Source organism: Streptococcus downii (assembly GCF_004353325.1).
In the GTDB taxonomy this organism is placed as follows: Bacteria; Bacillota; Bacilli; order Lactobacillales; family Streptococcaceae; genus Streptococcus; species Streptococcus downii.
In genome coordinates this window covers 68568-83384 of record NZ_MZNX01000002.1, presented here as the reverse complement: position 1 = coordinate 83384, position 14817 = coordinate 68568, and the positions used below count along the sequence as shown (strand labels likewise).

General features: G+C 33.9%; 15 protein-coding genes. All 15 read right to left on the bottom strand.

What is annotated here, in order from left to right; translation table 11 throughout:
• Positions 1-3: 3 nt before the first annotated feature.
• Positions 4-1008, bottom strand: a complete 1005-nt coding sequence (locus E2R31_RS01035) for a glycosyltransferase family 2 protein (RefSeq protein ID WP_132972379.1) — start codon at positions 1006-1008, stop codon at positions 4-6.
• 1 nt (position 1009) lies between these two features.
• Positions 1010-2047, bottom strand: a complete 1038-nt coding sequence (locus E2R31_RS01030; RefSeq protein ID WP_243701276.1) for a glycosyltransferase — start codon at positions 2045-2047, stop codon at positions 1010-1012.
• Between the two features lie 15 nt (positions 2048-2062).
• Positions 2063-2854 (bottom strand): DUF4422 domain-containing protein, encoded by a 792-nt coding sequence (locus tag E2R31_RS01025; protein ID WP_000789629.1) that lies wholly within the window; start codon positions 2852-2854, stop codon positions 2063-2065.
• Positions 2855-3044: 190 nt separating this feature from the next.
• Positions 3045-3260 (bottom strand): adenylyltransferase/cytidyltransferase family protein, encoded by a 216-nt coding sequence (locus E2R31_RS09895; RefSeq protein ID WP_243701275.1) that lies wholly within the window; start codon positions 3258-3260, stop codon positions 3045-3047.
• 5 nt (positions 3261-3265) lie between these two features.
• Positions 3266-3913, bottom strand: a complete 648-nt coding sequence (locus tag E2R31_RS01015; protein WP_132972375.1) for a hypothetical protein — start codon at positions 3911-3913, stop codon at positions 3266-3268.
• 94 nt (positions 3914-4007) lie between these two features.
• Positions 4008-5057 (bottom strand): glycosyltransferase, encoded by a 1050-nt coding sequence (locus tag E2R31_RS01010; protein WP_132972373.1) that lies wholly within the window; start codon positions 5055-5057, stop codon positions 4008-4010.
• Positions 5058-5061: 4 nt separating this feature from the next.
• On the bottom strand, positions 5062-5991 hold the full coding sequence (locus E2R31_RS01005; RefSeq protein WP_132972371.1) for a LicD family protein: 930 nt from the start codon (positions 5989-5991) through the stop codon (positions 5062-5064).
• A 13-nt stretch (positions 5992-6004) separates the two neighbouring features.
• On the bottom strand, positions 6005-7423 hold the full coding sequence (locus tag E2R31_RS01000) for an oligosaccharide flippase family protein (RefSeq protein WP_243701274.1): 1419 nt from the start codon (positions 7421-7423) through the stop codon (positions 6005-6007).
• Between the two features lies 1 nt (position 7424).
• The gene (locus E2R31_RS00995; protein ID WP_165941771.1) at positions 7425-8282 is read right to left on the bottom strand and encodes a hypothetical protein; all 858 of its coding nucleotides are present in this window, start codon (positions 8280-8282) and stop codon (positions 7425-7427) included.
• 331 nt (positions 8283-8613) lie between these two features.
• Positions 8614-9723, bottom strand: a complete 1110-nt coding sequence (gene glf / locus E2R31_RS00990) for a UDP-galactopyranose mutase (protein WP_132972365.1) — start codon at positions 9721-9723, stop codon at positions 8614-8616.
• 78 nt (positions 9724-9801) lie between these two features.
• On the bottom strand, positions 9802-11169 hold the full coding sequence (locus E2R31_RS00985) for a sugar transferase (RefSeq protein WP_132972363.1): 1368 nt from the start codon (positions 11167-11169) through the stop codon (positions 9802-9804).
• A 21-nt stretch (positions 11170-11190) separates the two neighbouring features.
• Positions 11191-11874 (bottom strand): tyrosine-protein kinase, encoded by a 684-nt coding sequence (locus E2R31_RS00980; protein ID WP_132972361.1) that lies wholly within the window; start codon positions 11872-11874, stop codon positions 11191-11193.
• Between the two features lie 9 nt (positions 11875-11883).
• Positions 11884-12576: a capsular polysaccharide biosynthesis protein CpsC gene (cpsC, locus tag E2R31_RS00975; RefSeq protein WP_132972393.1), complete on the bottom strand. Its 693-nt coding sequence runs from the start codon at positions 12574-12576 to the stop codon at positions 11884-11886.
• An 8-nt stretch (positions 12577-12584) separates the two neighbouring features.
• Positions 12585-13316 (bottom strand): capsular polysaccharide biosynthesis protein Cps4B, encoded by a 732-nt coding sequence (gene cps4B, locus E2R31_RS00970; RefSeq protein WP_132972359.1) that lies wholly within the window; start codon positions 13314-13316, stop codon positions 12585-12587.
• A gap of 1 nt (position 13317) precedes the next feature.
• Positions 13318-14763 carry an LCP family glycopolymer transferase CpsA gene (gene cpsA / locus E2R31_RS00965; protein ID WP_132972357.1) on the bottom strand — a complete coding sequence of 482 codons (1446 nt, stop codon included), beginning with the start codon at positions 14761-14763 and terminating at the stop codon, positions 13318-13320.
• Between the last annotated feature and the right edge of the window lie 54 nt (positions 14764-14817).

Below are 14817 nucleotides of genomic sequence, written 5' to 3'. Positions count from 1 at the left end.
TAATCAGAGTAAAGATAAACAGTAGTTTTTAAAACGAACTATGAAATGAATTACAGATGCTATCCATGCATAGTGACTACAAAATAATATAATAAGCATTTTCCTATTCAAAGATATCTTTTCTACGAGTAGGCTTTTTTTGCTTTTCTTCAAACGAATACGCATCTCTTTAATTTGATTAGCATACTTTCTCTTTAAACTATAAAAATTTTTGTCCATTGCGAGCATCATCAGCAAAGATAAATCAATTCGTTTAATATTTATATCAATCCACTTATCATATATTGGATTGGTATTAATTTTTTCAACAACTGCCCAAGCTTTATAGACATCAAATTTTTTATCTGTAAAAGTTGCCGTTACACTTTTGGGATTGTTATAATAGTTGTACGTTATTTTGTCAGATATCGCAATTATTTTTGAATATAATATGTATTCAAAAACAAATGGAACATCCTCTGCTATTCGCAATTCAGCTACAAAACGAATCGATTTTAATATACTAGCTTTATATAACTTATTCCAAGGATAATATTCTATGGATTGAGACTCAATTTTTAAAAATTTTTTAACATATTCGTCTTGTTCAAGTAGCTGTTCCTTCACATTTTTTGATGTTGATACCTTTGAAGATAATTTACTTGTCCGATGATAAGAAGCTACAACTAGATCAGCAGAAGTTCGTTCCTGCAAATTAATCATATACTGGAGCGCATCTTCTTCTAGCCAATCATCTGCATCTAAAAAAGTGATGAACTCTCCTAAAGCTAAATCTAAAGCATCATTCCTTGCCGAGCTAACTCCTTTATTTTCTTTGTAATAAATTTTAATACGATTATCTTTATTTGCGTAAGAACTTACTATCTGTCTACTAGAATCGTCACTGCCGTCATCAATAACTAAAACCTCAAAATTAGGGTAGGTTTGAGCTAATAAAGAATCTAAACATCTTGTCAAAGTATTCTCGCTATTAAAAACAGGGAGAATTACACTAATTTTTCTTTTCATATTATTTTAAAGCATCCAATGCCGTATTAAAGTAATAACCTTGGCGAATCTTTTTACCTATCATTCTCACATTCTGCTGCATTTCTTGATAATTTTTCTCTGAAACTCCCTTTAGGCTTTCCGAAAGATGATGAAGATCATCAATTACGATACCAATATTATTTCGTTTAACAAAATCAGCCATAGCCGCTTGTGACCAAATAATAACAGGAAGATTGGCTGCCAAATACAATGATGTTTTATGTGGATTATTATATTTAAGATAGGCACCTGTATTACCAGTACATTTCTCTACTGAAGTTCCATCCCAAACTAATCCAAAGTTTCCCTCTAAATGTTGAATCAATTCATCTGGTGAAAATGCTCCCTTATAAATATCATCAGGAATATCCCCTTCATAATTGACACCATACAAACACATATCTACATTCAGTTCCTTTAACTTATATACATAACCACTTTTTTCTCTCGTAAGATTTCCTGCAACAATCACCTTCTTTCCATTATTACGGATTATTTCAGGAACTGGTTCATTATATAAATAATCAAAAATTTCAAGATTTACAATTTTTTCTGAAGATATTCCAATTGAATGGAGATATTCTGACATAAACTTATTATGACTAATAACATAATCAAATCGAGGTAATAATTTTAAATCCGCTATGATTGCAGTAGATTTTCTTTGTTGCCCAATACCATCACGCAGTGTCTCCAAATCGTGAATTAACGCAATGAACTCTACTTTCTTTCTTTTTTTTATCCAGGGAATAAATCTATTCGCATATCGTACTCCAGGAGCAGGATGTTGCCAGATAACACGGTCTCCATTCTTTACAGTCTTAGCAATATGAATCCAGACTTTAATACTCTCAATTAAAAGAACGAATTGACGATAAAATAAATTTTTATCAAAAGGCATTGGTGGAATTACAAACGATTTCATTCCCCTTCGACGACAAATTTCAGCAATATCGTCGGGCGCCTTTGCTCCTGCATGTGCTTCTCCTTTATTACGAACCTCAATAATATAGTCCATTTTTTCTCCCTTCACCTAGAAACTTTTTCCATACTTTTGGTTGAAGAATTTAGCAAATAAGAACGATTTTAACTTCCTAATAAAATCAACTTTATCCATATAGATGAATGGCATTTCTTTCACAGTCAGCTCATTTTCTACTATCCAAACATTAAACAATAATTCACTTATACGACCAAACAAACGCGCTTCAAATGGTGTATATTCTGAAACGTCTATTCTTTCATATAACTCTTTAATGATAGGAAATAACCAACTACAATATCTGTCTGTCAATTCTTTGCTCATAATAAACATATTAAACATATAGCCACTATTTTGCTTCATAACCTTATCATAGCTAGTTAAATAATCAGGAGTCAATTCACTTATAACCTTACGTGTTTCATCTAAATGACTTGAATCATGGGTGTTTGAATAATGAGAATATAGAGTTTCTATATAGTAACGTCTTTTTTTAGGAACAATAACGTCTGCCTGCTCCAATTGTTTCTCAACATCTTCTTGATTTAAAATCACTTGATTTATATCGATATTTTCTTTATAGAATATTGTTTTTCTAGCAAAATACCTTCTATAATGTACCAAACCTAGATAGTCAACATCAAGATTCTTCCATGCCCAATATAGTCCTGTTAATTCACAATAATAAGGATTTAAGTTTGAAATATTTTCTCCAGTATTATCTCCTTGATAACCCAAATCATTTTTTCCTTCTCTACCAACATGGATTGGTAAGTAAAGTTGTCGATCCTTAGGCATTTGAAATTGTTTATGTGTTGCAATAATTAGCTTGATATTTTTCACTAACTTTTCTATCCCCTAATCTACATTTTTCTCTGAAATTAGTGCTCTTAGTTGACTACTACTTGTTCCATCTGTATAAGGGAAATAGATTATCTCAACTCCCTTTTTCCCTAACTCTCTCATAATTTTTAAAACGTTCCGTTCCTTTATAATCACTACCAACAAATAGCTTATCATAATGATAAATATTTCAAGCATCACTGTCTTCTGGAAATGATTCAACTGCTTTATCTACATAAGAAATAGAAGCGATAATATCTAAACGTTCTTGAAAAGATATAAATGTCTTCTTTCCTTTATGTGAAGCATTAGGATGTACTCCGACAATTAAATAATCACATTGCTCCTTGGCACGTCTTAACGAATTCAAATGTCCAACATGAAATAAATCAAATGTACCAGACAAGTAGCCTATCTTATCTTTGTGGTATATGGCATCATCAAGGTTACTATTTTTTTACAGTGTCTATGCATCAAATCAAATTTACGAAATTCTAATAGATGACTTTCAAATAATTCCCTTACAGATTTATCACAATATGAAACATATAATTCTTCAATGATTGATACTGTTAATCTTTCAGTTTCCTCATCAATATGAAGAAATTCAATCGAATCTAAAATGACACTTAAGATTCGATTATTAATTTTACTGCGTCCAAGTTCCATATTGATATCCTTAATCGTTTTAATCAATGCAACTTGAGAACCAGAATATATGGAAGAGGATGCAGAAGAAAATATTCCTAAATCTGGAATCACTACACCTGTATAAAAATTTTGTTTTGATAGAATTTTATCATAAAGATAGTGTATGATCTTCATAACAGAAGTTACATTAACAGTTATAATTCTCTGTATTTCAGTAATACTCAAAGAATCAAATGGCGTAGCCTCACTAAATTCTGTAATAACTAATAAAATTTCAAACAGTGGATCCTCTTTTATAATTTCAATTCTAGTGATATCGACAGCTTGTAAATCAATAGAATTATATTGAATTCTATCTTCTTTTAAGATAACACCTTTTGGAGGCGCAACTGAATCAAAGACGTGCACAAAATAACCTTTTTAATCAACTGATTAACTATAGCCACACCTGGTTTTGTACTTCCTCCGAAAACTGCAGCTTTTTTCATAATTGCCTCCAAATTCAGTGTTTAGTTTGATCCATAGCAACACTAAAATAATGTCCTGCTTTTACTTTTTTTGAAATTTTTTCAATATTATCTAACATTTTTGTATATTGATCATCGGTTACTTTAGCTAATGTTACTTCCAGATGATTTAAATCATCAATAACAATACCTACACCATTCTCCTCTACAAAATCAGCAAGCGCCGCCTGTGACCAAATAATAACAGGTAACTGTGCTGCCAAATAAAGTGAAGTTTTATGAGGATTATTATACTTCAGATATTGTCCTGTATTCCCTGCACATTCTTCTAATGAATTACCATCCCAGACTAACCCAAAAGCACCTTCTAGGTGCTCAATTAACTGATCTGGACGAAATGTTCCTTTATATGCAGAGTCATTTTCATCACCCTCAAAAAACATCCCATACAATCTTAAATCTACATTTAAATTTTTCAAATCATAGATATAGGCACTTTTTTCACGTGATAAATTGCCAGCAATAATAACTGATTTATCATTTATACGAGATATCAGATTTGGAGTTCCTTCATCTAAGTAATCAAAAACTCCTAAATTAATTAACTTATTAGATTCAAAGCCTTGCTCCAACAAATAGGCCGTCATTTTTTTATTATGACTTATTACATAATCAAATTTAGAGAGTAAAGAATTATCTGCAATCTTTGCTCTAGATTGATCCTTCGAATCATAAGAACCAATCCCCTCTCTCAATGATTCTAAATCGTGAATTAGAGCTACAAAGGTTACTTTTTTGCGCTTTTTAATCCAGGGGATAAAATAATTTGCATATCGAATACCATAAGCTGGATGTTGCCAGACTACAATGTCTCCATTTTTTACAGTGAGAAACACACGAGCCCACAATTTAGTACAAGTAATAAACAACCAAATTAAAATGTAAATTCTTGATGTTTTGTTTGGTAATACTGGAATTGTAAAAACTCCCATACCTCGTTTTCTGGCAATTGATACAATATCATCTGGTGCTTTTGCACCGGCATGCGCCTCACCAACATTCCTAGTTTCTATAATATATTCCATTTACCTACCTACTTTTATTAAATTTTTCTAAATAATCCGTATACGGTCTATCAACATCAAAAATAATTTTCCCATGCATAGAACCTCCTTTTACAGGCTTCATATAATCTCCATAGCGATCAGTAAGAATATGATTATATCCTTTTGGCACAGGAATCTGCATAAATTCAAATGGCATATAGACAATATCATCATAGTCTGCACGCGATTGAAAATGAATCGGATCAAATTGAAAACTCAAAAGAGAAATTTGGGGTGTCTGAATATTATTATATCGCGCACATTCTCTTTCAAAAAGTCTATAAGGTTTTTCGCAATTCTTATTTTTCCATCTATAATATGTACTTCTTAACGGCGCTAATATATTTTTAGGAAATTTGTACTGCTTCTTTTTATAATTGTATATCACGTCTCGAAGATACAGACAATGTCTACGATATGATTCAGCTCTTTCTTTTTGCTCCTCAAACAACTTTTTATCATCTATAACAGAATCAAAAGGGAAAATATCAATAAAAATCCCCTGATTAAATTTCTGAAGACCTTTTTCAAACTCAAGGATTGCAGTTGTGGAACTATTTCTTAGTTGAGCATGTCCACGAAGACTACCCGGATCCGTATACTCTGTTTGCCAAAAATAATTTCCTGTAAATTCCTTTGGTGCAATTTGACAAAGTTTTTCATAATTTTCTCGACTTAACTTCACATCTATATCATCATCCCACGGAATAAACCCCTTATGACGAACGGCTCCCAACATTGTTCCCGCATCTGCAAAGTATGTAATATCATATTTTCTGCATACACGATCAAATTCAGCAAATAAATCAAGTTCTACTGCCCATACTTTTTTCATGTCCGAGGTAACTAGGTACCCTTCACGTATCTCTTCATCTAAAAAACCGTCTGGAAGATCAATTTTTAGTTTTTGCATTTTTATCCTCTCTTTACCTTTCTGACATTTTCGCCTTCAATATTTGAAGAATATTATCTTTTTGTAAATAAGTTATCATAAAATAGGTCATACCTCCAATAAGCACTTGAATTAGCAGTCCCAGTAAATCATTTGATAAATATTGTTTTATAAATAAAATAATTAAATACATAATGAAACCCGCTATAAACCTAGGATTGAAATAAAAAGCTAATTGTTTAAAATCTACATAACCATTTGAATTTTTCACATATAGAAATGTGATCAATGATTCGGCTAGTACTGAAGAGATAACCGCTCCTTTACTTCTAAATACTGGAATAAATACTAAATTGAGTAGAAGATTCAAAACTGATCCAATTATTATATATTTAGCACTCTGACTACGAAGTCCGGCAGGTGTATAATATTGTGAACCCAAACAATTACTTACACCTATAATAACTACAATCGGAGAAAATACATAGAGCAAATAAATAACTTGATCATAACCTTGCCCGAAAAATATAGGAACAAAAGTTTCTGAAACAGATAGAAGTCCAAAGAAAAATGCCATTCCTATGAAAAAAATAAAGTCTAGAGACAATGCTATTCGTGACTTAATTTCATCATACTTTTTCTCAGAAAACAGATAAGCGATACGAGCCCCTAGCACAGAGTTCAATGCAGTAAAGGTTATTGATTTCAATATATTAATTATTTTTGTCGCTTGTTCGTAATAACCATTCTCATTAGCATTTTGAGTTATCACACCAATCATTGTCTTGTCTAATACAGTATAGATAGAGGTTGCTATAGTTGGTACAAAATATATCAATGTTTGTTTTAAGTGCCCCTTTAAACTTAGAGTATTCAAAGATACTTTTACCAATATTTTAGGAAGATAAATCCATAAAGAAATGCTTGATAACAAACTAGTAGATGCAATAATAAAAATATAAGTATTCAAATCCGATGGTTCTTTTATAAAAGTAAAGATTGCAATAGTACCAAATATTTTAAATAAGGCATTTAATCCAATTGTATACACGAATTGTTCCAAACCTGTATAAAACCATGATATATCAAATAGAACAGCAAATAAATTCAAAGTCAAAATCAAATAAATTAATTGAAACTCTTTCGAAAAGACAGCCCATAAAAGCCACAAAATAATTGCAACAGAACTAGTCAAAACCGTAAGTAATTCAATTTCCCAAAATAGGGTAGAATACTGTTTTTTATTATCTCTCTTGCGAGCTATCTCACGAACACCATATACTCCTGTACCCAAGGCGGCAAATATTGTAAAATATGCTTGAATAGATGAGGTATAACTAAAAATTCCTGTTCCCTCAGCTCCTAGAACCCGTGAAACATAAGGAGCCGTAACTAATGGCAAGAATAAGGTTAGTAGCTGATGTATTGAGCTCAAAATAATATTAAATTTCAAACTATTGTTTCTCATATCTTACATTTGAAGCCAACAAGCTCCCTCCCAACATGAAAAGTAATGGGTTATATGTTATGTTTACCCAAGTGTTATTTATAAATGAAAAGAAGAATATTGCCATACACCATATATATATTGCCTTATCTTTATTTTTATAAGCCTTATAAAAAATTGATGTATATAATATTATTAATAGTATTGTAAATAAAATGCCATATCCTAGCCAAGAATATAAAAAACCAGAATCTAAGTAGAAACTATTTTCTGTAACAATTCGATTCAAAATTTCAATCTCATAATTTCCAACCATTTGAATATCATTTCCAAATAACTGAGGTTGATATAAAGCAAATGCAATTTTTTGAAAACCTAGACGATTACTCAGTAAATGATTTAAGTTTCTCCAAATTACCTCACCCGGATCATAATTATTTGCTATATAAATAGAGAGCAAAAGTCCTACTGAGTAGGAATATAATGAAAAAATTTTAAAAAAATATGATTTAAATTTAATCCAGTTTAATTTAATTGCTAATACAAACATTAGCAAAACAAAAATTCCGAGATAATGACTTAATCTGTTAGTTGTAGTTGAATATACAAGATAGTCGATAGCAAATAATCCTATAATTTCAAAATAAGTAATACTTTTACCTCTTAAAAATAAATAATTAAGAAATAAGTAAAATACTAAAAATGATAGATGAGAAAAATATGAAAAACCAAAGCTATGTGATATACGTCCTCCCGTAATATAAACAAGGTCGCTTAATATTCCCATTTTTGATGCCACAACTACTGTTAGTGTAGCAATCAAAGTCCCCCAGAATGAACTATTAACAATTTTTCTAAAATCCACAGTCATTCCATTAATTATAAAAAGTGCATAATTTATTAAATATAATCTTTTTGTAACAAATGCTGAAATAAGAAATATTATCAATATGAGAACAGAAATCGTAAAATATTTTATATTTTTTAAATAGCTTAAATTCTTCCCAAAGAATATTATTATCAAAAATACGAATAATATCATTTGCACAACATTATTTAATTGAAAAGTATTAAATAACGATAAATCTATAACATAGAAAAATGAATACAAGAAAAATAGTAATAATAACAAAAAATTCAGATTAAATTTTATATAAAATTTCAAGTTCAAACCTACATTTTCTTTTTACTAATTATCACTTAATCTCACTACGAACGCACTGTAAAGCCGCTGCTATAACTTGATGCATATCATAATATCGATAATGTCCTAAACGACCGCCAAAAATAACATTTTTATGTGCTTCTGCAAGTTTCTTATACGATTGGTATAAACGATTGTTACGATCATTATTAACCGGGTAGTATGGTTCATCTCCCTTTTCCCATGTTTTAGAATGTTCTTTAGTAATAATAGTTTTTTCTTGATTCCCAAACTCAAAATGTTTGTGTTCAATAATGCGAGTATATGGGGTATCAGCATCTGTATAGTTCACAACTGCATTTCCTTGGTAATTCTCCATATCCAAGGTCTCGTTTTCAAAACGAAGACTACGGTACTCTAGTTCGCCCAACTTATAGTCGAAGAATTCATCAATCATACCCGTAAAGACAATCTTAGGAAACTCTTTTAGATATTGCTCTTTATTCGCAAAGAAATCAACATTTATTTCTACATCAATATTTTCATGATCCAACATTTTTTCAACTATTTGAGTGTAACCACCAATTGGAATCCCCTGATAGGTATCGTTAAAATAGTTGTTATCGTAGGTCAGGCGTACTGGCAAACGGCGAATGATAAATGCTGGAAGTTCTGTAGTTGGCTTGCCCCACTGTTTCTCTGTATAGTCTTTGATTAATTTTTCATAGATGTCTGTACCTACAAGAGAGATTGCCTGTTCTTCCAAATTTTCAGGAGTTTTCCCATTTAAAACTGCACGTTGTTCATCAATCTTAGCTTGTGCTTCTGCTGGCGTTACAACTCCCCAAAGTTTATTGAATGTATTCATATTAAAAGGAAGGTTATAAATCTCTCCCTTATAGTTTGCAACAGGAGAATTTGTGTAACGGTTAAACTCTGCAAATTGATTTACATAGTCCCAAATTTCTTTCTCAGAAGTATGAAAGATATGTGCACCATACTGATGTACTTGGATCCCTTCCTCTTCACGAGTATAAATATTTCCCGCGATATGATCGCGTTTCTCAATCACTTTTACTTTTTTTCCTTTAAGCGCAGCCTCATGTGCAAATACTGCACCAAAAAGTCCTGCACCTACAATAAGATAATCATAATTTCCCATTTTTTCTTCCTCTTTCACTTTCTTTATCACACTTACAAAAGACGCATTATAATATGAGTAGTAGTTGAATTTAACTCTCTACTTCGCTCCATCTCTCATAAATACTACTTTAACTGTCTTCAATAAAATTTCAATATCTTTCCAAATTGTCCAATCGTCTATATAGGCCACATCTAATTTGACAACTTCATCGAAATTTTTGATTTCACTTCGTCCGCTGACCTGCCATAACCCCGTTATGCCAGGTTTAAAACTTAGGCGACGTTTTTGTTCTGGGGTATAGTGCTCATACTCGTCCACTGTTGGTGGTCGTGTACCTACCAAACTCATATCTCCCTTTAGAACATTGTAAAACTGTGGTAGCTCGTCCAAGCTAGTCTTCCTTATAAAACGACCAATTTTCGTGATACGTGGATCATCATCCACCTTAAACATTCCACCCTGCATGGTATTTTGTTCCATGAGTTCTCTTTTTTTATCCTCAGCATCTACACACATAGAGCGAAACTTATAAAAAGTGAACTGGCGGCCATTTTTCCCAATACGCGTCTGAGCAAAAATAGCAGAGCCCCCATCCTTTCGAATCAAAGGAACCAGCACAATACTGACTAAACCACATAGTATCAAACCTACCAGAGAACCGATAATATCAATAACCCGCTTAGCAATCACGTGGCTAGTCTTATAAAATGTTGTAGAAAAAGTCACAACGTTTAATCCTGCCATCTCACGAATTTGCTTGTTACGTGCCAAACTGCGATCAAAAGCATTTAGATTGACTGTTACATCAATTCCCATCGTTTCAAACTGAGAGACGAGCTCTCCAATATTGTATTTTTCACTTGGAAGATTGATAAAAACTTCATCGACCACCTCATGAGTCGCAAAGTTTACTATCTCCCCTTCTGCTACAACCTTTAAATAATCATGCTGAAAATCTGGTTTGTCTAAAACACTGACGGCTACCAACTCCCCAACAACATCATCTGATTCTATTAGTCTATCCAGTACCTTTTCGACACGAGAAGCTGCTGTAAGTAGGAGGATCTTCTTACTTCCTTTAAAGTTGGGATAAGCCCGCTTCCAATACCACTTGATAAATAGGTTTAGCAAATAGACTAAGAGAGCATGTAATAGGAGGAAGTAAATCATACCTCGTCTGGAAATACTAAATCGATCTTCTAAGAAAAAATTAGAAATACTAATCGCTAGCGCAAAGAATAGGATATATTTCAATGTCTGGACAAGTTCAATCAAATATCCCCTTTTAAAAAAATCCTGTCCATAATCACTGATATAAAAGACAAAATAGTGGAGGATATAAAGTGCAATAGCTGTTGTTGAAACAATCTCCGTTTCTCTCACAGCACTAAGTAGATAAGTCAATAAAATAATAAGAAAACTCTGGACTATGGCCAATGAAGGCTTTACTACTTTTCCATTCATCTCTATCCCCCAGCCTATTTTTTATTCTTTTCCGTAATCACCATAATTTCCATAAGAACCGTATTTGTCTACTGAAGTATCGAATTTGTTCAACACAACTCCTAAAAACGGCTTCCCAGTTTGTTCCAACTGTTCTTTCGCTTTTTGAATATCCCGTCGATTTGTTTCACCTGCCGCTGTCACTAAAATAGAAGCATCGCATTTTCGCGTAACGATAGCCGCATCAATCACGACACCGACAGGAGCAGTGTCTACGATGATATAGTCAAAATATTTACGCAAGGTTTCAAGCATTGTACTGAAATTCTTACTTTGGAGAAGTGCTGTCGGATTTGGTGACACAGAGCCAGCCTGAATCACAAAGAGATTCTCAACATTGGTATCACAAAGCCCCTGTGACAGGTCTGTAGTCCCTGATAGAAATTCTGTCAGACCTGTAATTTTATCCCTTGCTTTAAAGACACCTGACATAACAGAATTGCGAATATCTCCATCAATCAGCAGCGTTTTGTAACCTGCACGCGCAAAAGCCCAAGCGATATTGGTGGAAGTCGTTGATTTTCCTTCTCCTGGTTTCACAGAAGTGATAGAAAATACTTTCAAATCATCTCCACTTAACTGTAGGTTCGTGCACAAAGCATTATAATATTCCTCTGCCTTTTTTACAAGATCCAATTTTGCCTGTGAGATTTCTAACGTTGGCATAACTTCCTCCTATTTCATTTTGTCCAAAGCTGGAACGACTCCTAGAAGTGGAATTTGCAGTACATCTTCAACATCTTCAGGACGTTTCACACGGGTATCGAGTAACTCAATCAAAAGAACAGTAATTACTGTTACGATGGCTCCTCCAAGAAAACCAAATAAGGTATTGCGTCGAACATTTGGAGAAGAGGGAGTCGTAGCTGATCGCGCTTCTTCAAGCGTCGTTACATCAGATACTCGCGTTACAGCGATGATCTTTTCTGCAGCAACTTCTCGTAGAGAATTAGCAATGCGACTGGCTTCCTCTGGTTGTTTATCCTTGACAGAGATTGAGACGATACGAGTGTCAGCTGGTACAGTCACTTGAACTTTGCTAGCTAACGTTTTTGCTGGCATATCCAATTTCAAATTTGTCGCTACCTTTTCCAATACATCTTGCGAAAGGATAATTTCGCGGTAGTCTTTTACCAGATAAGATCCTGCCTGCAAGTCCTGATTCGTTAGTCCTGGCTTATCTCCTTGATTACGGTTGACTACGTAAATACGCGTGGTACTCGTATATTCTGGCTTAACAATAAAAGTGCTATATGCAAAAGCTCCCGCACCTGTCACAAGTGCCACTAATAAAATTATTAGCTTGCGTTTCCACAAGGTTTTAAGTAATTGAAATACATCAATTTCTATCGTGTTTTGTTCTTTCATCATTTCTCCTAAATTAGTTGATCCATTACAATTTTTCGAGGATTGTCTATAAAAAGTTCCTGAGCCTTTGCTTCTCCGTATTTTTGGGAAACAAGGTCATATGCTTCTGCCATATGAGGAGGTCTACCGTCTAGATTGTGCATATCACTTGCAATCACATGAACCAAATCACGCTCCAAGAAATACTGCGCTCTTTTTTTCATGAATTTATAACGTTCTCCAAAAAGTTTGGATTTGAGGACATGTGAACTATTTACTTGCGTGTAACAGCCCATATTGATCAGCTCTCGAACGCGTTGTTCATCATTTTCAAGTGCATCATAACGCTCAATGTGAGCAATGACTGGAGTAATTCCCAACATCAATATTTTACTCAAGGCACTATGAATATCGCGATAAGGGGTGTTCATACTAAACTCTATCAAGGCATAACGACTATTATTGAGGGTCGGAATCCGATTTTTTTCCAGCTTAGCCAAAACATCTGGTGTGTAGTAAATTTCAGCCCCATAAGCAATGACCAAGTCACTCGCGACTTCCTTAGCTATTTCCCGAACCTGAAGAAAGTTTTCTGCTATCTTCTCTTCTGGAGTTTCAAACATGCCCTTGCGACGGTGAGAGGTAGAGACAATGGTTCGCACCCCCTGTCTGTAGGCTTCTGTCAAGAGAGCCTTGCTTTCCTCTCTTGACTTGGGACCATCATCTACATCAAAGACAATGTGCGAATGAATATCAATCATTTCATCTACCCTCCAACACGTCTTGAATAGCAGTTTTGACAGATGCAAGGCTACTGTCGTTAATTTCCATCATATAGAGGTTACTATCTGGCATCGCATAGGAAGGAAGATCCATCCGTCCCGTACCCTTCAAGTCTTGCGAATTCACTTTGTAAGTTCCACCACTTTCTAACTGAGCATTGACCAAGTTCATCATGGTCTCAAGTGGCATGTTTGTTTGGATAGAATCTTGCAAGCTATCAATGATTGTACTATAATTTTTCAGTGCTTCGGTCGAAGTTAATTTTTGAAGGATAGCCACAATCACCTTTTGTTGATTGCGTCCACGATCACGATCTCCATCTGCTAGAGAGTAGCGCTCACGAACAAAACCAAGAGCTTGCTCAGAATCTAAGTGGACATTTCCAACTGGATAGTACTTCCCATTAGTGTGTGCGGTAAATTCCTGATCATTATAAACATCTACCCCACCCAACAAATCAATCAATTTCAAAAATGAAGTAAAGTTCAATCGGACATAGTAATTGATATCAACCCCATATAGGTTTTCCAGGGTATGAATCGACGAGTCTACTCCATAAATGCCTGCATGGGTCAATTTATCCTTTTGATTATTTCCACCATCTGCGATTGGTACATAAGCATCACGTGGCGTTGTGGTCAAGAGGATTTTCTTGGTATCTCGATTGACAGTCATCAGGATATTGACATCTGAACGCGACACCGAACTAATTGGACCATAAGTATCAATTCCACTAACATAGATATTGAAAGACTGATTCTCAGACGTCTTAGGAGCTTCTACTTTTTTAGTGAATCCCTTGGTATAAATCTTTTTTATCTTCGATGCGTAATCTGGATAGTCTGACTCGATGATATTTTCAAAGACACTATTTAGGACAATGGCTTTGGCATCTCCTGCAATCAAACTCTTGTAGGCTGCCAAGTAAGACGAACTCTGATTGACCGTCAAATCGGTATTCTGACTTGATTTGATATCAGCTAGTAGTTTTTGAATATTTTCATTATCAGTCCCAGTCGGTGCTGTCACATTCGTCAGTTGCGTAACATTCCCAATCTCACTATCTGCTAAAACAGCGACACTGATCGAATATTCTGAGTAATTAGATGTCGCATTTAAACGATTGGTCAGTCCAACAAACTGCTGTACTGCAAAGAGCGACACAGAGCTGGCAAGGATAGAGAGCACCAACAGAAAAATGGTAAACTTTTCAGCTTTTTTATAGATAATCAAGAGCAGCCCTACTAAGGCAACTAGTAGAACTAAGGCAGTTGCCACTAGATTAAGATATCTAAAAGCAAGGATATGGTATTTAAAAATCAAAAACAATAAAAAGCCAGCCAACAATAGATAAACAGCTAACAAGGCTATGTTAACGCTTCGCTTTACTTTCCCCGAGCGAGATCTCTTTGAACGTTTAGTCATGGTACTCCCCTATACGTTAATTATTAGATTAATTATACCACAGAAGTAGGACAA

Coding starts and splice junctions, on each gene's coding strand:
- E2R31_RS01035 (WP_132972379.1), bottom strand. CDS start 1,008: ATGAAAAGAAAAATTAGTGTAATTCTCCCTGTTTTTAATAGCGAGAAT.
- cps4B (WP_132972359.1), bottom strand. CDS start 13,316: ATGATTGATATTCATTCGCACATTGTCTTTGATGTAGATGATGGTCCC.
- E2R31_RS01030 (WP_243701276.1), bottom strand. CDS start 2,047: ATGGACTATATTATTGAGGTTCGTAATAAAGGAGAAGCACATGCAGGA.
- E2R31_RS01010 (WP_132972373.1), bottom strand. CDS start 5,057: ATGGAATATATTATAGAAACTAGGAATGTTGGTGAGGCGCATGCCGGT.
- E2R31_RS01005 (WP_132972371.1), bottom strand. CDS start 5,991: ATGCAAAAACTAAAAATTGATCTTCCAGACGGTTTTTTAGATGAAGAG.
- cpsC (WP_132972393.1), bottom strand. CDS start 12,576: ATGAAAGAACAAAACACGATAGAAATTGATGTATTTCAATTACTTAAA.
- E2R31_RS00980 (WP_132972361.1), bottom strand. CDS start 11,874: ATGCCAACGTTAGAAATCTCACAGGCAAAATTGGATCTTGTAAAAAAG.
- glf (WP_132972365.1), bottom strand. CDS start 9,723: ATGGGAAATTATGATTATCTTATTGTAGGTGCAGGACTTTTTGGTGCA.
- cpsA (WP_132972357.1), bottom strand. CDS start 14,763: ATGACTAAACGTTCAAAGAGATCTCGCTCGGGGAAAGTAAAGCGAAGC.
- E2R31_RS00985 (WP_132972363.1), bottom strand. CDS start 11,169: ATGAATGGAAAAGTAGTAAAGCCTTCATTGGCCATAGTCCAGAGTTTT.